Source organism: Terrabacter sp. 2TAF16 (assembly GCF_052115065.1).
GTDB lineage: Bacteria > Actinomycetota > Actinomycetes > Actinomycetales > Dermatophilaceae > Terrabacter.
In genome coordinates this window covers 60,476-81,345 of record NZ_JBFRFZ010000020.1, presented here as the reverse complement: position 1 = coordinate 81,345, position 20,870 = coordinate 60,476, and the positions used below count along the sequence as shown (strand labels likewise).

The window sequence follows — 20,870 nt, the reverse complement described above, 5'->3', positions numbered from 1 at the left end:
GTTTGTCTAATGTTGGCACTCCCGATTCAACGGCGGCGGCCGCTCCATGTCAAGAGCTTGTCCCGACTTTCGTCAGAGCATCGGCATCGGCATCGACAGGGGCGGCCGGGGCGGCGTCCTCGGTCGCCGACCGGTCCGACACGGAGTGGTGCGTTCGGCGGGGCCACCAGAAGCGGTCGCCGAGGACGACCGCGATGGCCGGGACGAGGAGCGTGCGCACGACGAGGGTGTCGAGCAGGACGCCGACGCAGATGATGACGCCGATCTGGGCCAGGACGACGAGCGGCAGGACGCCGAGCACCGCGAAGACCGCGGCGAGCAGGATGCCGGCGCTCGTGATGACGCCGCCCGTCGCGGCGAGGCCCCGCAGCATCCCCTGGCGGGAGCCGTGCAGGCGTGACTCCTCTCGCGCCCTCGTGACGAGGAAGATGTTGTAGTCGACGCCGAGCGCCACGAGGAAGACGAAGGCGAAGAGCGGCGCGCTGTCGTCGAGGCCGGAGAAGCCGAAGATCTTCGTGAAGATCCACCACGAGGCGCCGACGCTCGCGAGGAACGTCGCGACGACCGTCGAGACGAGCACGAGCGGGGCGACGACAGATCGGAGCAGCAGTCCCAGGGCCAGCAGGACGAGCGCCAGCACGATCGGGAAGATGACGAGGCGGTCGCGCGACGACGCCTCCGCCTGGTCGAGCGCGACGGCCTCGGTGCCCGCGAGGTGACTGTCGGGGAGCTGGGTGAGTGCGGCCCGCAGGGAGCGCACGGTGTCGGTCGCCTCGTCGGATCCGGGCGCCGCCTGGATGACGGCGTCCACCTCGGCCACGCCGCCTGCCTGCTTGACGATGCGGGCGCCGGCGATGCCGGGGACGTCCTCGGCGGCGCTCGTCACGGCCTGCGGGTCGGCGGTCGTGACGATGACGGCGGGGTCGGCGCTGCCGGCAGGGAAGGACTGCGCCAGGCGTTCGCTCGCGGCGATGGCCTCGGGCTTGCTGAGGAACTGGTCGGCGGGCTTGAGTCCGGTGTCGATCGCCGCGATGCCGGCCGCCATGACGGCGAGCACGACGAGCGTCACGCTGATGATGCGCTTCGGGTGGGCGGCGACGCGGTCGCCGACGCGGCGCCACAGCGAGTGGCCGTCCGCGAGAGCCGCCTCGCCCTCGCGGGGCACCCTGGGCCAGAAGATCCAGCGGTCGAAGACGACGAGCGCCGCGGGCAGCACGAGCAGGACGAAGGCCGCGGCGACGACGACGCCGACGGCGCAGGCGAGACCGAGACCACGCGTCGCCGGGAAGAGCGAGAGGAGCAGGGTCAGCAGACCGATGACGACGGTGACGGCGCTCGACAGGACGGCCTCGGACGTGCGGCGCAGGGCCAAGGACATGGCCTCGCGCCGGTCGGCGTGGCTGCGCAGCTCGTCCCGGTAGCGCGAGATGAGCAGCAGCGCGTAGTCGGTGCCGGCGCCGAAGACGAGGACCGAGAGGATGCCGATGGTCGACTCGTCCCAGACGATGGAGAATGCCGCGAGCGTGTGTGTCGCGACCACGGCTGCGAGTCGGTCCGCGACGCCGACGACGAGGAGCGGGAAGATCCAGAGGATGGGGCTGCGGTAGGTCAGCACGAGCAGCAGGGCGACGACGGAGGCGGTGGCGATGAGCAGGCGGGTGTTGGCGCCCTCGAAGACCGCAGCGAGGTCGGCCTGGACCGCGGCGGGTCCGGTCACTTGTGCCGTGACGCCCTCGGGCAGGTCGGCCTTGACCACCTCGCGGATGTCGCCCACGAGGGCTGCCGTGTCCGTCGCGTCCGTGGCGTCGACGGGCACGATCGCGAGCGCGGCGGTGCCGTCCTCGCTGCGCTGGAGCGGGGCCCGGCCGGCACCGGGGACCTGGGCGACGCGTCCCTCGACGGCCGTCAGGTCAGCGTCGGTCAGCGTGCCCGAGTCCTTGCTGAAGACGACGACGGCCGTGGAGCCCTCGGCCTCCGGCAGCCGGTCGCGCATCTCGAGCGCCGCTGCGCTGTCTGAGCCGATCGGCAGGGCGTCGGTCGAGGCCGAGGTGCGTTGCGCCTCGCCCACGGCGCTCACGACGCCCATCGCTCCTGCCAGGGCCAGGACGACGATCGCCACGGCCCACCACTTGCGCGTGATCCTGTCGGTCACCGAGCGCACGCCACACCTCCAGTTAAGATGGTTCATCGGGTTACTCAGTAGATTACTAAGTTGGTGAGTGACATTAGCAGCAAACAGACCGTCGGCCAACAGCCGGCCCCGAGGCGTGCCCGCGCCCCGAAGGATGCGTCCGTCGATGAAGGCCAGCCCGTTCGGGGAGACGGGCCGCCCGAGGTCGGCCTCGTCCCCGGCGTGCCCGAGTGGCGCACGTCGGGCACCCTCACGGCCCTGCAGGAGCTCGTCGAGGTGTCCGAGACCGTCCCCGCCGTCGTCGCCCGCAAGGCGGGCCTCAGCACGTCTGAGCTGCACTCCCTCCGGCACCTCATGCGCGGCCCCATCGGTCCCGTCGACCTCGCCAAGGTGCTCGGCGTGACGTCGGCCGCCTCGTCAGGCGTCGTCGACCGTCTCGTCGGCCACGGGCACGCCGAGCGTCGCTCGCACCCCGGCGACGGCCGCCGCACCGAGGTCGTCATCACCGACAGCGGTCGCGCCGAGGTGCTCGCCCGGATGACGCCGATGTTCGAGAGCCTCGCCGCCCTCGACGCGACCCTGTCGGAGGGGGACCGCGACGTCGTCGAGCGCTACCTCAGGGGCGCGACCGCCGCGATGAAGAACCTCATGACCTGAGGCTCAGGCGGGCAGCTTCCCCCTGAGCAGGCTGTCGCCCGAGTGCGCCGGCTTGTCGTCGAACTGCTCCTTGGAGATGTCGACGACGACGTACCCCTGGTCGATGAGCGCCTGGCTGATCGGGAAGGTGCCCGTCTCGCCGGGTCGCAGCACCCCGACGGAGACCATCCGCTTGCCGTCGGCGTTGATGAGCCAGACCTCGAGGTAACCGTCGCCGGCGTCCAGCGGACGGTCGGTGACGACGTTGAGGTCGAGCCCGTCTCCGGCCCGCACGACCGAGGCCTCTCCCTCGCGCTGGCGCGTGTCGAGGGTCTTCAGGGCGACCTGCGAGACGCTCCCGCTCTCGTTCGGGCTCCAGATGGCCCGCCCGGCGAGGAGTCCCACGACGAGGCTGGCCGCCACGAGAGCGGCGCCCCACGCCGCGGCACGTCGGCGCGTCGCACGAGCAGCGCCCGCCGTGATCGGCGTGACCGTCGCGTCCGCGGGGACGGGTTCGGGGGCGTATGCCGTCCCCGCCGTTGCCGCGGGACCGGTCGGGCTCGCGGGTCGGTCAGATGGGTCAGGTCGGTCAGGTCGCTCTGGAGCGTCCGTCCCTGACGGACGCTCGTCGTGAGGCAGGGAGGTCTCCGGAGGAGTGGGCGCGGGTCCGGCGTCAGGTCCGGCGTCGGAACCCCCCACGGTCGCGGGGGCCGGCCCGGCACCGACCGGGGCGTCGGGCTGCGCGTCGATCTCGGCGGTCACGCGCGCCCAGACGGCGTCGTCGGGAGCCTGCCAGTCGGCATACGCCAGCGGTCCTGAGGTCAGGCGCAGGGTGCGCCGCAGCTGCTCCACCGACGCGGAGCACACGGCACACTCCTCGACGTGGGCAGAACGACTCGCGTCGACGGGCTCGCCCAGGGCGAGGTCGACGAGCTCGTCGTCAGTCGGATGCGACACGTTCCACCTCCTTGAGTCGGTCTCTCAGCTCGAGCAGTCCCCGCCTGACGTGGCTCTTCACGGTGCCGAGGGGCATCTGCAGCATGCGGGCGATGTCATCGTGCGTGCGGTCCTCGATGAAAGCCATTCGGAGCACGGTCGCTCGCGGATCGCCCATCCGCTCGAGCTCGTGGACGAGGAGCAGTCGTTCGGCCCAGTCGGAGTCGTGCGTGCTCGTCGGCTCGGTGACCGCCTCGGACGCGAGCGCCTGCAGGTTGCGGTGGGCGCGGTAGCGCTGCGTGCGCACGTCGGCGACGCGGTGCTTTGTGATGCCCACGAGCCACGCCGCCGGCGACCCACGGTCGGGTCGGAGAGTGGCGCGTCCCCGCCAGGCGGCGACGAACACCTGCTGGACGACGTCCTCGGCGTCCTCCCTGGTGCCGAGGGCGCGCAGGGCGATGGTGTGCACGAGGGGGGACCAGCGGCGGTACATCTCGGCGAGGGCCTCGCGGTCCCCACCGACCAACCGGACGGCGAGCTCGGCGGACTCGACGTCTGGGTCGTCGTGCACGTGCACGGACCCACCTAACCACGTCCTGCTCACGCGAGCGGCTCGGCGGTCACGACGACGTTCTCGTCGTAGCGGCGCTGCTCGCGGTCGAAGTCGCCCCCGCAGGTCAGGACGTGGAGCAGTGCAGGTCCGTCGCGGGCGAAGAGGGCGGCGAGGTCGAGCGTCGTCTTGCGGACCTGGCTCACCGACGTCACGGCATACCTCCGGCTCACCTCGCCCGACCGCACCGTGATGACGTCGCCCGTGCGCAGCTCCTCGACGGCCGCGATGGGGCCGATCCCGTAGCCCGGCATGTCGAGGTGCGCCGCGAGGACCGTCGACCCGGCGTCGTCTCCGGGCCGCGGGCCGTAGCGGTACCAGCCCACCTGAGCGGGCGTCTCCGGCAGCGCCATCTCGCCGTCACGGGCGACGCCCACCGGAACGACCCGCATGTCGATGCCGAGGCGGCGGATCGTCAGGCGGTCGGGGGCCGCCGCGGTCGGGCCCGCCTGCTGCGTCGCCGGGCGGACCCCCGGTTGTGACGGACCGGCCGAGCCGTCCGTCCCGGCCGGCGACCCCGGCGACCCCGGTTGTGGGGCAGGGGTCGTGGGGGCGCCGGCTGCGGGTGCGGCGGTGCTGGTGACGCCCGCCCCGGACGCCGCTGGGAGGGCGGTGTCCGAGGCACGCGTCAGCCACGCCACGCCCACGCCCGCCAGGAGGGCGGCCGCGAGCGCGGCGGCCACCCCCCTGGACGGGCTCGACGCCCGGGCCCGGGAGCGACCCGGTCCGGGGTCGACGGTGCGGTTCATCTCGGTCGTTCGCGACGGGTGCGTGGCGGGTCAGCGGACCCCGGTGGCGCGCCGGCGGGACACGAGGACGAGCCCGCCCGCGGCGGCAGCGGCACCGATGACGGCCGCGTAGCGGGCCACCTCCGAGGACTCCCGGGCCGCGGCGGCCTGGCCGCCCGCCCCGGCCGGGACGCCACCCGGGGCCGAGTGCATGCCGGAGAGGGTCTGGACCGCGAGCTTGAGGTTCTTGTCAGCGGCGCTGCCCCATGCGTACACGATCGTGTTGCTGCCCTCCTTGAGGTCGAGGTCGGCCGGACCGATCGCGACGGTGTCGGTCCCCGCGAGGACGACGTCGGCCGAGATCGTGCCGGCCGGCAGGTCGGCCTTGGCCTCGTTCGGGTTGGTGAGGTTCTTGAAGGCCACCGTGCCGTTGGCCCGGACGTCGACCGCGGGGGCGGCGGCCGTGTGGCGCACGGTGATCCGCGCCTTGCCGGCATCGATCTTGGACGTGTCGTTGACGAAGGGCGTGAGGACCGGCTTGCCGGCCTCGGACAGGTGCGCGACGACGGTGACGTTGGCGCCGCCCGGCACCTTGACGTCGTTGGCCTCGATGACGGCTGCGCCACCGGCGCCCGCGCCGGCCTGCGTGACCTTGAGGTCGTAGGTGCCCTCGGGGAGCATCAGCGGATCGGTCAGTGTGCCCGGCTTGAAGTCCGTCAGCAGGGCCTTGCCGTTGGCGTAGACGTCGACCGTCGCGCCGGGCACGGCGTGGAGGATCGAGACCGTGGCGTCGGCCGCGTGGGCCGGGGCCGCCAGGAAGGCGGCCGGGGCGAGGGCGAGGGTCGTGGCGGCGACGATGCGAAGCGACTTCATGGTCGTTCCTTTCCAGAGGGGTGAGTGCTCGAGTGCGACGGGGGCCGCGCTCGGGTGGAGGCGAATCCGGGAGGGGGAGTGGTGGTGTGCGGTGCGGACCTCGGGGGCCGCGCGGAAGGCGTCAGAGGTCGGCGGGTCGCAGGACGAGGACGATGCCGTGCGCGATCTGCCGGTTGCCCTTGTTGATGTCGAGCGCCCGCGGGTTGAGCAGCGGGTCAGCGTCGTTGCGGTCGCCGTCGACGAGGCGGACGAGCTTGAGCCAGCGCGACAGCACGTCGACCTTGATGCTCTTGCCGGGAAGCGCCGTCGCCAGCATCGCGCCGTCGGACCGGAGGGCCTGCGACGAGGTGACGGGGCCGCCGGGGACGACGTGATAGAGCAGGACCTGCTCCAGGGCGTCGATGCCGACGGCGCCTGCGAGCGCCTGGAAGACCTTCGTCTCGGATCCGTACCAGCGCCCCGTCAGGTCGGCGGCGAGGACCTGGAAGGCCCGGTCGTTGGGGATGAAGGCCGTCAGTGCCACATCGCCCTTGGTCAGCAGGCCGACAGGGCTGCTCGGTTTGGCCGCGAGCACGGCGAGGACCGCTTCGGTGACGATGTCGTAGTCGTACCAGTTGCGGTCGAACCGGTTGCCGTCTGCCGTCAGCACCGCGGCCAGGCTTCGGGTGCCCGTCGTGGGGGGCACGGAGGCCGTCGTCGGGGCGGCTGCTGGGGACGCCGCGGGAGCGGCGACGGCGGCCGGGACGGCGAGCACGCCGGCCAGGGCCGCGACGACGGGGACCAGGTGACGCTTCTTCACGGTCTGTCCTCTCTTCGGGAGCGACGGCCTGGTGTGCCGTCTGCCCCTACTTCCGAGGACGTGCCGTGCCGGGATGCACCTGCGGCGAACTTTCTTCTCGCGGCGGGGGCGTGCCGTGTCAGAGGTGCGCGTTGACCGCCTCGGCGGCTCGCTGGCCCGAGACGAGCGCGCCCTGGATCGACGCGGTATCGCGGTGATCGCCGCAGACGAAGACGCCGTCGCCGAGCGTGACCGGTGACCGCACCTCGAGCGGCGGTGTCATGGCGGGCAGCGCCGCGTCGACGCGGTGTCGTGTCACGACGCGCCAGTCCGTCGTGTCGCAGCCATAGATCTCGCCGACGTGGCGCAGGACGTCGGCCTCGGACGCGTCGCCGTCGGGACGGTCGAGCAGGCACGTCGCCTCGACGAGGTGCTTCGTCGGCGGGGCGTAGCTCGGGGCCGCGGCCGTCATGACAGCGGTGTTCCACACCGGGCCGGGTGGGACGGAGTCGCGGCGGCGTCCGTCGACGGCCACGAGCGGGAGGGAGTGGGGCGGCTCCGGCGCGTCGAACCACCACGTGACGAGGCCCTTGGTCGGCGGCTCGGGCAAGCTGGTGAGGGTGGCCGCGCCGATCGGGTCGGTCGCGACAACGGCGCTGCGGGCCCTCAGGCGCTGACCGTCGACCAGCACGTCCACGCCCCCGGGCACGGGTGTGATCGACTCGACGCGGCTGTTCAGCCGGACGCGGTCGCCGAGCGGCTTCGCGACTTGCTCGGGCAGGGCCTGCATGCCCGTCGCCGGGACGGCCGGGCGGCCCAGGGCGAACATCCGCACGAGCAGCTTCGTGAAGTTGGCCGACGAGCCGCCGTGGCTGTCGACGAGGACGCCGGCGAGGAAGGGATCGAGCACCTCTCGGCGCAGCCGACCCGTGACGCCGGCCTCGTCGAGAGACTCTGCCAGGGTCGAGTCCTTCTGGGCCAGAACGGTCTTCGGGTCGGCAATGACGCGAGCGGTCCACCGCGTGACGCCTGCCAGCTCGCGCGGGTGGAGGTAGCCGCTGCGCATCGTCTGGGCGAGCAGGCGTGGCTCTCGTATCGGGTCGGCGAGCACCTGGAGGCCGTTCGTCCGCCGCACCAGCACACCGGACCCGAAGGGCTTGAGGTCGAGCGTCGACACGTCGACCCACCGCCGCACCGCCGGGTAGGCGGGGTTGAGCACCTGGAAGCCCCGGTCGCACCGGAAGCCATCGATGACGTCGGTGCGGATGCGCCCGCCGACCCCGTCGCTCGACTCGAGGACGACGACCTCGTGACCGAGCTCGGTGAGCCGTCGCGCGCACCGCAGCCCTGCCAGCCCTGCACCGACGATGACGACGTCAGCGTCCACGAAAGGATCACCCCACTGCTCGAGTCCGGCCCCCGTCGCAGCGTAGACCTCACGGGTCGGTCGCGGGGTGGCTGCGAGGGCCGTATGCGAGTCGGGCACCCGGCCGGCTCGCGACGGGCCGCCGGACCGTCGCGACACGCCGTTCCGACGGCGCGGTGCCGAGGCCCGTCAGACCGTGCGCAGCCGTCGCGACGTCTGCGGCGTCGCCGGCCGTCGGGTGTGCCAGCGCCCGGCGGCGACGACGACGACCACGGCGGCGACGACCGCCGCGATGCCGGTCACGACGGAGCTGGGCTCGTCCCCGAGGCGGCCGACGGCGATCCAGGCGAGCCCCCAGGCCATCGCGGCGGCGACCGACCAGCGGCCACCGAGGCGACGGGCGAAGACGATGCCGAGTCCGGCCGCGACGGCCAGGACGACCACCGCGGCCGCCTGGTTGGCGGTGGCGCCGAGGTCCACGCCCGAGTCCACCAGTGCCGCAGTGATGTTGGCGCACGTCGCGACGGCGACCCAGCCGAGGTAGAGGCCGAACGTGCCGTCGAGGATGACCTGCTCCCACATCGACCTGGCGGGCTCACGGGTCAGGCGGCGCAGGAGGACGCCGAGGGTCAGCGCGAGCGCGACGATGACGACGACGCTCGCCCAGATCCAGCCCTGCTGCGTGACGAGGAGCCACGTCGCGTTGAGCACCATCGACGCGGCGGCGAGCCACCCGGTGCTGCGCACCCGCTCGCGAACGGCGTTGGCAGGCAGGGCCTGCCACACGGCATACGCGAGGAGGCCGAGGTAGATCGGGGTCCAGATCGAGAAGGCCGGGCCGGCGGGCGCGATGAGGGTCGCGGTCGCGGCCAGGGCTCCTCCCGAGGACTCCTCGACGCGCGTGCCGAGCACGCCGACGCCGACGAGCGTGCCGACCACGCAGAAGATCTCGGCGGCGATGACGGCCACGCGACGCACCTGGTCGCTGCTGGTCAGGGCGGCGGCCGGCGTGGTGGATCCGGGCATGTCGATCACCTCAGTCGCTCGGGAGATTGCTCATCCAGTTAGCGACCCTAACAGAGTGGCGCCGCCACGGGTCTATCCCCGCAGGCGCACCGACAGGCAGGTGACACAGCCCTCGAGCTTCTCGAACTCGGAGATGTCGACGGTCGTCACGTCGTGACCACGGGCGGCGAGCAGCTGCGCGCTGCGCGGCGCGGACGCGGACATGAGCACCGACATGCCACCGAGCAGCACGACGTGGGCGCCGGACTCCTCTGGCACAGCGAGGAACCGGGGCCACGTGCTCACGTCGTCGACGAGCGGTGGGTAGCCCAGGACGGTCCCGTCGGGCAGAGCCGTCACCGCCGACTTGAGGTGGAGGACCTTCGAGACGGGCACCGCCACCACCTCGACGCGATGGCCCTCCCACGCGCGCCGCAGCTGCTCGATGCCGGCGAGGTTCGTGCGGCCGCCGACACCGACCCACACGACGTGCCCGTGCTTGAGCACGTCCCCGCCGTCGAGGGTGCCGGGCTCCTCGACCTCGACGACCCGGTAGCCGTGTGCCTCGACGGCCTCGCGCACCCCTGCGCGCTCGCCGCGGCGTCCGGGTGCGCCGGAGCGGCACAGCACCGCGACGTCGCCGTGCACGACGACCTGGTCCTCGATGAAGACGCCGTCGGGGCAGTCGTCGACCGGCGGGGCCTCGACGACCGACCAGCCGCGACGGCGGAGCACGTCGACGTACTCCTGCCACTGCCGCAGGGCCAGCTCGCCGTCGACGGCTGCCGAGCGCTCGATGTGCGTCACGATCCCGTCCGCGAGACGAGGGGAGGGTCGACGGACGAGCGCGAGGCGACGGTGCACGCGCTCACTCTAGGGTCGCGGCGCTCACCGGTCGGAGGTCGCGGCCCGTCAGGGCGCGAGGATCGGCTTCTCGTCGGAGCGCGCCGTCGGCCACCAGCCCTGGGTCTGCGCCGTGTGGGTCAGCTGCTCCCGGTAGGCCGAGCCCGCCGCGCGCACGCACCGCTCGACGTCCTCGTCGTCGAGCGCCCCCACCCGCCAGCGGAGCAGGCGTCGGGCCGTGATGGGCTGGTCGCAGAGCGGCCGCAGCACCCCGCCCGGCGGCGCGGACGCCGTGGGCACGGCGAAGGACACGGCCCGGCCGGCGACGACCGCCGGCCACAACGGCCCGAGGTCGTGCGGTCCGTAGGACGAACGGAGGGTGACGCCGAGGCGGGCGAGCACGGTGCTCGTCGCCTCGGACCCGGGGTCGACCTCGGTCGGCGGCAGGATCCAGTCCTCGCCGGCGAGCTCCCTGATGTCGACGCACCGCTGGGCCGCCAGCGGGTGAGACGCCGACAGCGCGACGAGCAGCGGCTCACGCTCGACGATGACGCGCTCGCCGATCATCGACCGCGCCCGCTCCTCGCGCCGGTCGGCCACGAGCGCGATGACGACGGCGACGTCGACCCGGCCGTCGCTGATCGCGTCGGTCGTCGTCCCGCCGGACAGCGGTGGCACGGGCATCAACGGTCGCCGCATGTCCGTCGCGTAGGCGTGGCTGACGAACGACGTGAAGTAGCGCATCGAGTCCGACGTGAGGCGCAGCGGGGCGTCGCTCGCGCGGTGGGTGCGCACGTCCTCGCGCAGCGCCGCCACCTCGTCGAGGACGGTGCGAGCCCGCGACACGACGCGCTCGCCGATCGCGGTGCACGCGATCCCGTCTCCGCTCGGCCGGAACAGCGTGCAGCCGAGGGCGCGTTCGATGCGACCCACCTCGGACCCCAGGGTCGCCGCAGACACCCCGAGGGTGGCCGCGGCGGCAGGGATGCTGCCCTGCTGCGCGACCACCGCGACGACGCGCAGGTGACGGACCTCGAGCTCCACGTGTCGAGAGTAGGCCGCCTGCCCGACGGCGCCACCCGGGACGTCCGGCGCCTCCGGGCGCCTCGGCACCTCCCGGCGCCTCGGCACCTCCCGGCACTTCCCGCGCGCATGGGCGCTTCAATGGGGTTGACCCTCACGTCGCGTGAGGCGTCACGCTCGATCCCATGACCGGAAGGACGCAGGAGATGACCACCTGGACGGTGGGGCAGGTCGCCGAGCTCTTCGACGTGACGGTGCGCACGCTGCACCACTACGACGAGATCGGACTGCTCGTCCCGAGCGAGCGCTCGCGAACGGGCTATCGGCTCTACACCGACGAGGACCTCACTCGCCTGCAGCAGGTCGTGGTCTACCGACGGCTCGAGATGCCGCTCGACGAGATCGCGACCCTGCTGCGCGGCGGCGAGGACGCAGCCGACCACCTGCGCCGGCAGCGCGCCACCGTCATGACCCGGCTGGACGAGCTGCGCGAGCTCGTCTCGGCCATCGACCGAGCACTGGAGAGAGCGATGAACGACCAGCCCGCCACGACCGAGGACCTCAAGGAGCTCTTCGGCGACGGCTTCACGGACGAGTACGAGCAGGAGGCGCAGGACCGCTGGGGTGAGACCGACGCCTGGAAGCAGTCGCGGTCGCGCACCAAGCGCTACACGAAGGCGGACTGGGAGCAGGTCAAGCAGGAGGCCGACGCCGTCAACGCCGCCTTCGTCGCAGCCCTGCACTCGGGCGCGCCCGCGACGAGCGAGGCGGCCATGGACGCCGCCGAGCAGCACCGCCGACACATCCACGACCGCTTCTACGACCTCGACCACACCTTCCACATCGGGCTCGCCGACATGTACGTCGCCGACCCCCGCTTCACGAAGACGTACGAGGACCTCGCACCCGGGCTCGCGGCATACGTCCGCGACGCCATCCACGCCAACGCCGACCGCCACCGCGAGTGACGTCGGGGGCCCACCGGGCCGGGCGACCGCTGCGCCGCCCGGTCCGGTGTGCCCGATGTGCGCTGTGCCCGGTGGTGCGCGACGCACCCGCTCAGGCGCAGGACATGTGGTCGAACGAGACCGTCACGGTGCCGTTCGCGTTGAGCGTGGCCTGGGCGTTGTCGTGGAACTGCAGGTGGGACCCGTCCGTGCCCGTCGCGTTGACGTTGAACGTGCTGTGCTCGACGCCGTTGCGCAGGTTGTTCTCGTCGCCGAACCAATTGGCGAAGTGTCCCGTGTAGGTGATCTTCGACGGGTCGTCCGGCGTGAACGTGAACTTGCCCTCGGCCGTGCCCGTGAACCACGAGCCGGTCTTGTTGATGGTGCCGTGGAAGATCTGGTTCTCCACGGCGCTGACCGTGCCCGGGTCCCCGGTGCACGGATTCATGTCGTGGAACACGTCGACGACCGAGTGCTGGTTGTCGGTGAACGTGACGGCTCCCTGGCCGCCGGCACCGGCGGACACGGCACTGACGACGAGAAGCGGAGCGACGGCGGCCATCGCGCAGGTGGCCCGAATGCTGAGTCGGCTCATACGACTCTCCCTTGAAGATGTGTTCCTGTGGCGCCCGAGGAGGACTGTGGCCCCCTGGTCGAGGGTGCTCCCACTCCGCACGGCAGGTCGGTGGAACGGGAGAATCACAGCCACCTCCCAGCCCGCGCGGCCCAGGCGCCCACCAGTTGAACGCGGCCCGGTGCCGGTCGGCGGCCGCCGTAACCTTGGGCCATGCGAGTTGGTGTCTTCGGTGCAACGGGTCAGGTGGGTGGCGTCATGCGCGCCCTTCTCGAGGAGCGGGACTTCCCGGTCACGCAGGTGCGGTTCTTCGCGTCCGCGCGCTCGGCCGGCACGACGCTCCCGTTCAAGGGCGAGGACGTCACGGTCGAGGACTCGGCGACGGCCGACTTCGCCGGCATCGACATCGCCCTCTTCTCCAACGGCGGCGCCGCGAGCCGAGAGCTCGCGCCGAAGGTGGCCGCCGCCGGCGCGACCGTCGTCGACAACTCGAGCGCCTGGCGCAAGGACCCCGAGGTCCCGCTCGTCGTCTCCGAGGTCAACGCCGCTGACCTCGACGACATCCCCAAGGGCATCGTCGCCAACCCCAACTGCACGACGATGGCCGCGATGCCGGTCCTCAAGCCGCTCCACGACAGGGCGGGCCTCGTGCGCCTGCACGTCTCGAGCTACCAGGCCGTGAGCGGCTCCGGCGGCGTGGGCGTCCGGGAGCTCGACCGCCAGCTCAAGGGTGCGTATGCCGCGGGCGACCCCACCGGGCTCGCCCTCGACGGCCGCGCGGTGGCCGTCCCCGAGGCTCAGCTGTATGCCGTCCCGGTCGGCTTCAACGTCGTGCCCCTCGCGGGGTCCATCGTCGACGACGGCTCGCTCGAGACCGACGAGGAGCAGAAGCTGCGCAACGAGTCGCGCAAGATCCTGCACGCCCCCGACCTCCGGGTCTCGGGCACGTGCGTGCGCGTCCCCGTCTTCACGGGGCACAGCCTCGCGATCCACGCCGAGTTCGCCGAGGACATCTCGCCCGAGGAGGCGCTCGACCTGCTCAAGAACGCCCCGGGCGTCATCGTCACCGACGTGCCCAACCCGCTCGAGGCCGCCGGTCGTGACGAGGTCTTCGTCGGCCGCGTGCGCGCGGACCAGGCGGCGCCCGAGGGCAAGGGGCTCGTGCTCTTCGTCGTCGGCGACAACCTCCGCAAGGGCGCGGCCCTCAACGCCGTCCAGATCGCCGAGGCCCTGGTCGCGCGTCGCTGAGGCGTGGGCGCCGTCGTCACCCGCTTCCTCGGTGCCGGGGGAGAGCGGGGACGCGGGGCTGGTGTCCGGACGCTGGCATAGGGTCGGGGCGTGACGGAGAACCTCGCGGCTGCGACCCATCGACAGGGCACCGCTCCCGGGCTCTTCGTCTGTTTCGAGGGTGGCGACGGTGCGGGCAAGTCGACCCAGGTGCGCCTGCTCACCGAGGCGCTCGAGCTGCGAGGGCGCGAGGTGGTCGTGACCCGCCAGCCCGGAGGCACCCCGCTCGGCGAGCAGATCCGCGAGCTCGTGCTGCACGGCGACCACGTCGCGGCGCGCGCCGAGGCGCTCCTCTTCGCGGCCGACAAGGCCCACCACGTCGACCAGCTCATCAAGCCGGCGCTGGCGCGCGGTGCCGTCGTCATCACCGACCGCTACGTCGACAGCTCGATCACCTACCAGGGTGCCGGCCGCGAGCTCGGCCGCGACGAGATCACCGCCTTGCAGCACTGGGCCGTCGGCGGCCTGCTGCCCGACCTGACCATCGTCCTCGACGTCTCGCCCGAGGTGGGTCGCGCGCGTCGCGGCACCGTGCACGACCGCCTCGAGTCCGAGGCCGACGCCTTCCACGCCGCGGTCCGCCGGGGCTACCTCGAGCTCGCCGCGGCCGACCCCGAGCGCTACCTCGTCCTCGACGCGACCGAGTCGGTCGAGCGGCTCCACGCCGGCGTCGTCGACGGCGTCGACCGCGTCATGGCGGGTCGCCGATGACCGTCTGGGCCGACCTCGTCGGCCAGGAGCCGACGATCGAGACGCTCTCGCGTGCCGTCAGCGACGAGTCGGCGATGACGCACGCGTGGCTCTTCACCGGTCCGCCCGGCTCGGGCCGCTCGACCGCAGCCCGGGCCTTCGCCGCCGCCCTCCAGTGCCCCGACGGTGGCTGCGGTCAGTGTCGCGAGTGCCGCACGGCCCTCGACGGCAGCCACGCGGACGTCAAGGTCGTCGCCACCGAGGGCCTGTCGATCAAGGTCGCCGAGGCCCGGGCGCTCGTCCAGGAGGCCGCGCTGCGCCCGTCGGTCGGCCGCTGGCGCATCATCATCATCGAGGACGCCGACCGTCTCACCGCTTACACCGACGCTCCGGCCGACGCACTGCTCAAGGCCCTCGAGGAGCCGACGCCGCGCACGGTCTGGATGCTCTGCGCGCCGAGCCTCGAGGACGTCATCGTCACGATCCGCTCGCGGTCGCGACACGTCCGTCTGCGCACACCCCCGGTCGAGGCCGTCGCCGAGCTGCTCCAGCGACGCGACGGGGTCGATCCCGCCATGGCGTTGTATGCCGCCCGCGCCGCCCAGTCGCACGTCGGCCTCGCGCGTCGGCTGGCTCGCGACGAGCAGGCCCGCATCCGCCGTCGTGACGTCATCGCCATGGCCACGAAGATCCTCGGTGTCGGTGACGCCATCGGTGCGGCTGCCGACCTCGCCCAGATCGCCGACGAGGAGTCGACCGCCTCGAGCGCCGAGCGCGACGCCGCCGAGCGCGCACACCTCATGGAGACACTCGGCGCCGACCCGACGGCGCGCACCCAGCCGCCCCACATCCGCTCGCAGGTCGCCGCGCTCGAGCGCGAGCAGAAGACCCGCGCCACCCGGTCGGCCCGCGACGTCGTCGACCGGGCCCTCATCGACCTCACCTCGATCTACCGCGACGCGCTCGTGCTGCGCCTGCGCTCCGACGTCGACCTCGTCAACCCCGACGCCGTCGACAAGGTGCGCGCGCTCGCCGGCGTCTTCGGCCCCGAGCAGCTGCTCGCCGCCATGGACGCCATCAACGAGGCCCGCGACCGCATCAACGCCAACGTGTCGCCGCTGCTCGCGCTCGAGGCGATGGCCCTGCAGCTCCGGGTCCCGCGCGACCTCGGCATCTGACCCACTCTCGCGCGGCGGCGGTGTGAGGTTCCCCATGCGTGACCGGGGAGCGCCCGGCGGGCCCGCGAGCCGCCCCGTGCGCTAGCCCGCGCGGCCGACGGTCCGGGCGACACGGCATACGGCCTCGATGCGGTCACGACCTGTCGTCCTTGGCGGCCGCCTACAGGTCGACCGGTTACGGTTTCGGGCATGACGACACGCCCTGCCGCCATCTCCCGCGCCCTCACCGCCACCGTGGCGACGCTGGCGCTGGTGCTGGCTGCTACGGCCTGCACGACGAGCGAGCCACCGGTCGGGCCCACCTCGAAGACCGGTCTCCCGCCTGCCACGGCGGCGCCGAGCGCGGCGCTCGCCTCCTACTACACCCAGAAGCTCGACTGGAAGAAGTGCGGCGACCTCGAGTGCGCCGACCTGCGGGTCCCGCTCGACCACGCGGCCCCGGACCCGTCCAAGGACCTGACGATCAAGGTCGCCCGGGTCAAGGCCCGCGACCAGGGGAAGCGCCTGGGCTCGCTGCTCGTCAACCCCGGCGGCCCGGGCGCGTCGGGGATCGACTACGTACGCGGTGGAGCCGAGACGATCGGCGGCCCCGAGGTGCGCCGCTACTACGACCTCGTCGGCTTCGACCCGCGCGGCGTCGCGAGCTCCGACCCGATCGACTGCCTCGACGACAAGGCCCTCGACCGCTTCCTCGCAGCCGACCCGACACCCGACGACGCCACCGAGGAGCAGGCGCTGCTCACGCAGGCCAAGGCCATGGCCGACGGCTGCCAGAAGGACAACCCCGACCTCGTCAAGCACCTCTCGACCGCCGACGCTGCCCGCGACATGGACATCCTCAGGGCCGCGGTCGGGGACACCCAGCTGAACTATCTCGGCAAGTCCTACGGCACGTTCCTCGGCTCGACGTATGCCGACCTCTTCCCGCAGCGCGTCGGCCGCGTCGTCCTCGACGGCGTCGTGCCGCCCGACCTGACGAGCGCCGAGCTCGGCGAGGGCCAGGCTCGCGGCTTCCAGATCGCGACGCAGGCCTACGTCGAGGACTGCGTCACCGAGGACTGCCCCCTCGGCTCGACCCCGGAGGCCGCACTCAAGGGCCTCGACGACTTCTTCCGCCAGGTCGACCGCCAGCCCCTGCCGACCGGCGACCCCAGCGCCCCCTTGCTCACCGAGGGCTGGGCCCGTCTCGGCGTCGCCGTCGCGCTCTACGACCAGGGCTCGTGGGGCTTCCTCACCGACGCGCTCCGGGAGGCCAAGTCCGGCAACGGCCAGTCCCTCATGCAGCTGGCCGACGCCTATGCAGGCCGACGTCCGGGTGGCGGCTACGACGGCAACCTCATGGAGTCGATCTACGCCGTCAACTGCCTCGACCGACCGGACAGCCCCGACGTGTCCGCCTACGAGACCTACGCCAAGGACTTCTCGGCCAAGGCGCCGACGTGGGGTGCCAACCTCGCGTGGGGCGCCCTGCCGTGCGGCGTGTGGCCGGTGAAGTCCGCCGTCGGCCCGCACACGGTGGCGGCCCCCGGCAGCGACCCGATCGTCGTCGTCGGGACGACGCGCGACCCCGCCACGATCTACGAGTGGTCCAAGCGGCTGCGTGACCAGCTCGACAACGCCGTGCTCGTGTCCTACGACGGCGACGGCCACACCGCCTACGGTCGGAGCAACACGTGCGTCGACAGCGCCATCGACGCCTACTACGTGCAGGGGCGCGTGCCCAAGGACGGACTCAAGTGCTGAACGAGGACCCGCGTCCCGACGACCTTCCGGACGCACCGACGGGGTATGCGGCCCTGCCGCCCGCCTACCCGGCACCCGCGCCGGGTGCCCGGAGCGGTGACGCGGGCGGGCCCGGCGGGTCCGGCGGGTCCTGGGGATCCGGGGGGGCCTGGGGCTCTGGGGGCTCCGGGACGGGCCGGCCGCGCCGGTCGTCGGTGCGACCGGTGCTCGCGGCCGTCGCCGTGGTGGCCGTCGTCGCAGCCCTGGCCCTCGCCGTCTGGCGCATCGGCAACCCGCCGACCGTCGCCCAGCCCCGGGTCACGGCACCGGCGTCGGGCTCGCCGGCACCGAGCGCCACGGACCCGGCGCCCGCGACGCCGGCGCCGAACGGCACCGTCACGGCGGACTACCCGGCCGCACTCGCGCCCTTCTACACCCAGCAGCTCGGCTGGTCGCCGTGCGCGGACAACGCCAAGCACGAGTGCGCCACGATGGAGGTGCCCGTCGACTACGCCAAGCCGACCGGCGACCGCTTCACCCTCGCGCTGCGCAAGGCCCCGGCGACGCAGCCGTCCAAGCGCCTCGGCTCGCTCGTCATCAACCCCGGGGGGCCCGGCGGCTCCGGGGTGGAGTACGCCCAGTACTCGTCGTTCGTCTTCTCTCCCGGGGTGCGAGCGGCATACGACATCGTCGGCTTCGACCCGCGGGGGATCGGGGCATCGAGCCCCGTGCGGTGCCTGAGCAACTCCGACATGGACCTCCTCTTCAGCGCCGACCCGACACCCGACTCGGCGGCCGAGCGTTCGACGCTGCTCGCCGACGTCGACGGGGTGACGAAGCGCTGCGCGGCGCGCGGGGGCGCCAGGGCGATGCACATGAGCACGACCGAGGTGGCCCGCGACATGGACGTCATGCGGGTGCTCCTCGGCGACGAGAAGCTCAACTTCTTCGGCGGCTCCTACGGCACGTTCCTCGGCGCGATCTACGCCGACACGTTCCCGAAGAAGGTCGGCCGGATGGTGCTCGACTCGGCGATGTCGCCGAACCAGACCGAGCAGCAGGAGATGACCTACGACATCCAGGGCTTCGAGTCCTCGATCGACGCCTTCATCGACTGGTGCGTCGCCCGGCCCGACTGCGCACTCGGCAGCGACAAGGCCGCCGCCCGCCAGAAGATCGTCGACCTGCTCGACAGCGTCGAGAAGAACGGCCTGACGACGACCAAGCCGGGTCTGCCCCGGATCGGCGAGGGCTGGGTCGGCTTCGCCATCTTCATGTGCCTCTACTCAGACCAGTCCTGGCCGACGCTCGACAAGGGGCTCGCGCAGGCGTTCACCGGCAAGGGCGACATCCTCCTCGCCAAGGGCATGTCGGTCGTGGAGCGCGGCATCACGGGCGACTACGCGCCGAGCACCTACCTGCAGGCGATGATCCCGGTGCGGTGTGCCGACTGGCCGCGGTCGACGGCCGACCCCACCCTGGTGGCGGAGCAGAAGAAGGCGAAGGCCGCGCACCCGCTGTGGGCCCGGATGACCGGTGAGCTCTACGACAACTGCCGCACGTGGCCGACGGCTGGGCGCACTCCCGAGGGAGCGACGCTCGCGGCCGGCGCCGACCCGATCCTCGTCATCGGCAACGAGCGTGACCCCGCGACGCCCATCGGTGGCACGAAGCAGCTCGCCAAGGACCTCGCCTCGGGCATTCTGCTCACGTCGGACCACGACGGGCACGGCACCTACTACGCTGGCAACTCGTGCGTGGACTCCGCCGTGGACGGGTACCTGCTCAGGGGAACGGCGCCGGCCGACGGCACGACCTGCTGAGCCGACTGCTCGCGCCCCTCGTCTCCGTCGCGGTCCTCGCGACACTCGTTCTGCTCGCCGCGAGCCCGGCCCACGGGCCGGGTGAGACGGTGCCCGGTGGCGCGGTCGCCGCCGGCTCGCCGGCCTCCCCGGAGCCAGGGTGGTCGGGCACGGATTCGCGCCGGCCGGCCGGGGCGGACGGCGACGCGTCGCCGCGTGACACGGTCGAGCTCGGGACACCGACGTCGAAGCCCGCCCAGGGTCTCGACGTCTTCTACGACCAGACGATCAGCTGGCGCCCCTGCGACGTCACGGGTGACGGCCGGGGCTCAGCTGACGACCGCTGCGGCACGGTGCGCGTCCCCGTCGACTACCTCGCCCCTCGCGGTGAGACGGTCGAGATCGCCCTGCGCAAGGTTCCGGCCGGCAACCCCGAGGCACGCAAGGGCACGCTCTTCATCAACCCTGGTGGTCCCGGCGCCTCCGGCCTCGAGTTCGCGATGGAGGCCCGGGACTTCTTCTCCGACGACGTCCGCGAGGTCTGGGACGTCGTCGGCTTCGACCCGCGCGGCATCGGCGAGTCGGGCGGCTTCGCCTGCCTGCGCAGCAAGGACCTCGACGCGATGTACGCCGCCGACCCCACCCCGGACACCCAGGCCGAGAAGGCGGCCGCCGCGTCGTCACGGACCGCTCGGCTCCAGGGCTGCCTGGCCCGAGGCGGTGCGCTCGCCCGCAACATGGGCTCCGAGCAGGTGGCCCGCGACCTCGACGTCATGCGCGATGCCGTCGGCGACGTCCATCTCAACTACTACGGCATCAGCTACGGCACGCTCATCGGGGCGCTCTACGGCGCCCAGTTCCCCGACCGGATCGGGCTCATGGTCATCGACTCGGCCGTCTCGCCCGACTACGTCGCGGCGGACTCGGCGTCGCAGGACGACGTCGACGGTTGGGCCGAGGAGGAGGCCGCGACGGTGGAGGACGGGCTCGACGCCTTCTTGGAGGACTGCGTCGACCAGGGTGACTGTGCTCTCGGTGACGACGTCGACACGGCACGCACCCGGCTCCTCGCCTTCCTCGACCGGCTCGAAAACAAGCCGCTCCCGAGCGACGCGCAGGGCATCCCGCGCCTCACCGAGGGCTGGGCCGTGACGGCCGTCAACTCGGTGCTCCTCTATCCGGACTCGTGGGAGGACGTCGAGGATGCGCTCCACGGGGCGCTCGAGGACGGTGACGGCACCGACCTCGTGTGGGCCGCGATGGACACGGTCATGCGCGACGACGACGGGTCGTACGTCGGTGGCTACGAGGCGAGCCACCTGCCGATCCACTGCGCGGACTGGCCGCTCGACGCGACGTCGCAGATGGAGCCGAGTGCCTCCGTCCTCGACGAGCACCCGGTCTACGCGCACCTCCACGGCGTGGCGACGGACTCCTGCGAGGGTTGGGTGGGCACCCAGCGCACCAACCTCATCCTCACGGTGGACGCCACCTCGCCGGTCCTCGTCCTCGCCAACGAGCGCGACCTGACGACCCCTCCAGACGGCACGCGGGAGATGGGTCACGGCATCTTCGGGTCGCGCCTCGTGCTCGTCGACGCGGACGGCCACGGGGTCTACGCCAACGGCAACGACTGCGCCGACGGGATCGTCGACGACTACCTCGTGCGGGGGCTCGCGCCGCGCAACGGCGAGCTCTGCGACGCCTGACGTCGCAGGGCCCAGACCACACGTCGAGGGGC

19 protein-coding genes are annotated in these 20,870 nt (G+C 72.6%); 8 read left to right on the top strand and 11 right to left on the bottom strand.

Features of this window, described 5'->3' with window-relative positions:
* Positions 1–49: 49 nt before the first annotated feature.
* Entirely contained in the window at positions 50–2,152 is a 2,103-nt protein-coding gene (locus tag AB4Z14_RS21005; protein ID WP_442276922.1) for an MMPL family transporter, read from the bottom strand.
* Positions 2,153–2,215: 63 nt separating this feature from the next.
* Here AB4Z14_RS21005 and AB4Z14_RS21000 point away from each other — a divergent pair, with 63 nt between their 5' ends.
* Positions 2,216–2,788 carry a MarR family winged helix-turn-helix transcriptional regulator gene (locus AB4Z14_RS21000; protein WP_442276921.1) on the top strand — a complete coding sequence of 191 codons (573 nt, stop codon included), beginning with the start codon at positions 2,216–2,218 and terminating at the stop codon, positions 2,786–2,788.
* Between the two features lie 3 nt (positions 2,789–2,791).
* Here the strand turns inward: AB4Z14_RS21000 and AB4Z14_RS20995 are convergent, their stop codons facing one another.
* From AB4Z14_RS20995 to AB4Z14_RS20955, 9 genes are all read right to left on the bottom strand, one after another.
* A complete protein-coding gene (locus AB4Z14_RS20995; protein WP_442276920.1) occupies positions 2,792–3,724 on the bottom strand; it encodes an anti-sigma factor domain-containing protein in 933 nt (310 codons plus the stop codon).
* Entirely contained in the window at positions 3,708–4,280 is a 573-nt protein-coding gene (locus tag AB4Z14_RS20990) for an RNA polymerase sigma factor (RefSeq protein ID WP_442276919.1), read from the bottom strand. The genes AB4Z14_RS20995 and AB4Z14_RS20990 overlap by 17 nt, the downstream gene beginning before the upstream one ends.
* A gap of 23 nt (positions 4,281–4,303) precedes the next feature.
* A complete protein-coding gene (locus tag AB4Z14_RS20985) occupies positions 4,304–5,062 on the bottom strand; it encodes a class F sortase (RefSeq protein WP_442276918.1) in 759 nt (252 codons plus the stop codon).
* A gap of 30 nt (positions 5,063–5,092) precedes the next feature.
* Complete coding sequence (locus AB4Z14_RS20980; RefSeq protein WP_442276917.1) at positions 5,093–5,914, bottom strand: DUF4397 domain-containing protein; 822 nt, start codon at positions 5,912–5,914, stop codon at positions 5,093–5,095.
* A gap of 121 nt (positions 5,915–6,035) precedes the next feature.
* Positions 6,036–6,713, bottom strand: a complete 678-nt coding sequence (locus AB4Z14_RS20975; protein ID WP_442276916.1) for a fasciclin domain-containing protein — start codon at positions 6,711–6,713, stop codon at positions 6,036–6,038.
* A gap of 118 nt (positions 6,714–6,831) precedes the next feature.
* Positions 6,832–8,079: an NAD(P)/FAD-dependent oxidoreductase gene (locus tag AB4Z14_RS20970; protein ID WP_442276915.1), complete on the bottom strand. Its 1,248-nt coding sequence runs from the start codon at positions 8,077–8,079 to the stop codon at positions 6,832–6,834.
* A gap of 168 nt (positions 8,080–8,247) precedes the next feature.
* Entirely contained in the window at positions 8,248–9,084 is an 837-nt protein-coding gene (locus AB4Z14_RS20965; RefSeq protein WP_442276914.1) for a TspO/MBR family protein, read from the bottom strand.
* A 72-nt stretch (positions 9,085–9,156) separates the two neighbouring features.
* Entirely contained in the window at positions 9,157–9,927 is a 771-nt protein-coding gene (gene ddaH / locus AB4Z14_RS20960; RefSeq protein WP_442276913.1) for a dimethylargininase, read from the bottom strand.
* A gap of 48 nt (positions 9,928–9,975) precedes the next feature.
* Positions 9,976–10,950, bottom strand: coding sequence for a LysR family transcriptional regulator (locus AB4Z14_RS20955; RefSeq protein ID WP_442276912.1), 975 nt, complete (start codon positions 10,948–10,950; stop codon positions 9,976–9,978).
* A gap of 164 nt (positions 10,951–11,114) precedes the next feature.
* On the opposite strand from AB4Z14_RS20955, the gene AB4Z14_RS20950 reads away from it, so the two are divergent.
* A complete protein-coding gene (locus AB4Z14_RS20950; RefSeq protein WP_442276911.1) occupies positions 11,115–11,897 on the top strand; it encodes a MerR family transcriptional regulator in 783 nt (260 codons plus the stop codon).
* A gap of 91 nt (positions 11,898–11,988) precedes the next feature.
* On the opposite strand, the gene AB4Z14_RS20945 is transcribed toward AB4Z14_RS20950, so the two are convergent.
* Entirely contained in the window at positions 11,989–12,471 is a 483-nt protein-coding gene (locus AB4Z14_RS20945) for a hypothetical protein (protein WP_442276910.1), read from the bottom strand.
* Between the two features lie 192 nt (positions 12,472–12,663).
* Between AB4Z14_RS20945 and AB4Z14_RS20940 the strand changes: the two genes are divergently transcribed.
* The 6 genes from AB4Z14_RS20940 (at position 12,664) to AB4Z14_RS20915 (ending at position 20,838) form a co-directional block, all read left to right on the top strand.
* On the top strand, positions 12,664–13,698 hold the full coding sequence (locus tag AB4Z14_RS20940) for an aspartate-semialdehyde dehydrogenase (RefSeq protein WP_442276909.1): 1,035 nt from the start codon (positions 12,664–12,666) through the stop codon (positions 13,696–13,698).
* A gap of 90 nt (positions 13,699–13,788) precedes the next feature.
* The gene (gene tmk / locus AB4Z14_RS20935) at positions 13,789–14,448 is read left to right on the top strand and encodes a dTMP kinase (RefSeq protein ID WP_442276908.1); all 660 of its coding nucleotides are present in this window, start codon (positions 13,789–13,791) and stop codon (positions 14,446–14,448) included.
* Positions 14,445–15,605: a DNA polymerase III subunit delta' gene (locus AB4Z14_RS20930; RefSeq protein WP_056773724.1), complete on the top strand. Its 1,161-nt coding sequence runs from the start codon at positions 14,445–14,447 to the stop codon at positions 15,603–15,605. Before tmk ends, AB4Z14_RS20930 begins: the two co-directional genes overlap by 4 nt.
* A 189-nt stretch (positions 15,606–15,794) precedes the next feature.
* A complete protein-coding gene (locus tag AB4Z14_RS20925) occupies positions 15,795–17,348 on the top strand; it encodes an alpha/beta hydrolase (protein WP_442276907.1) in 1,554 nt (517 codons plus the stop codon).
* A 203-nt stretch (positions 17,349–17,551) separates the two neighbouring features.
* Positions 17,552–19,150 carry an alpha/beta hydrolase gene (locus AB4Z14_RS20920; RefSeq protein WP_442276906.1) on the top strand — a complete coding sequence of 533 codons (1,599 nt, stop codon included), beginning with the start codon at positions 17,552–17,554 and terminating at the stop codon, positions 19,148–19,150.
* On the top strand, positions 19,081–20,838 hold the full coding sequence (locus AB4Z14_RS20915; protein ID WP_442276905.1) for an alpha/beta hydrolase: 1,758 nt from the start codon (positions 19,081–19,083) through the stop codon (positions 20,836–20,838). The genes AB4Z14_RS20920 and AB4Z14_RS20915 overlap by 70 nt, the downstream gene beginning before the upstream one ends.
* The last annotated feature ends 32 nt before the right edge of the window (positions 20,839–20,870 follow it).

What these genes read in the sequence shown, in the direction of transcription:
- AB4Z14_RS20985 (WP_442276918.1), bottom strand. Translation starts at nt 5,062, where the DNA reads ATGAACCGCACCGTCGACCCCGGACCGGGTCGCTCCCGGGCCCGGGCG.
- AB4Z14_RS20980 (WP_442276917.1), bottom strand. Translation starts at nt 5,914, where the DNA reads ATGAAGTCGCTTCGCATCGTCGCCGCCACGACCCTCGCCCTCGCCCCG.
- AB4Z14_RS20965 (WP_442276914.1), bottom strand. Translation starts at nt 9,084, where the DNA reads ATGCCCGGATCCACCACGCCGGCCGCCGCCCTGACCAGCAGCGACCAG.
- AB4Z14_RS20950 (WP_442276911.1), top strand. Translation starts at nt 11,115, where the DNA reads ATGACCGGAAGGACGCAGGAGATGACCACCTGGACGGTGGGGCAGGTC.
- AB4Z14_RS20945 (WP_442276910.1), bottom strand. Translation starts at nt 12,471, where the DNA reads ATGAGCCGACTCAGCATTCGGGCCACCTGCGCGATGGCCGCCGTCGCT.
- AB4Z14_RS20940 (WP_442276909.1), top strand. Translation starts at nt 12,664, where the DNA reads ATGCGAGTTGGTGTCTTCGGTGCAACGGGTCAGGTGGGTGGCGTCATG.
- AB4Z14_RS20930 (WP_056773724.1), top strand. Translation starts at nt 14,445, where the DNA reads ATGACCGTCTGGGCCGACCTCGTCGGCCAGGAGCCGACGATCGAGACG.
- AB4Z14_RS20925 (WP_442276907.1), top strand. Translation starts at nt 15,795, where the DNA reads ATGACGACACGCCCTGCCGCCATCTCCCGCGCCCTCACCGCCACCGTG.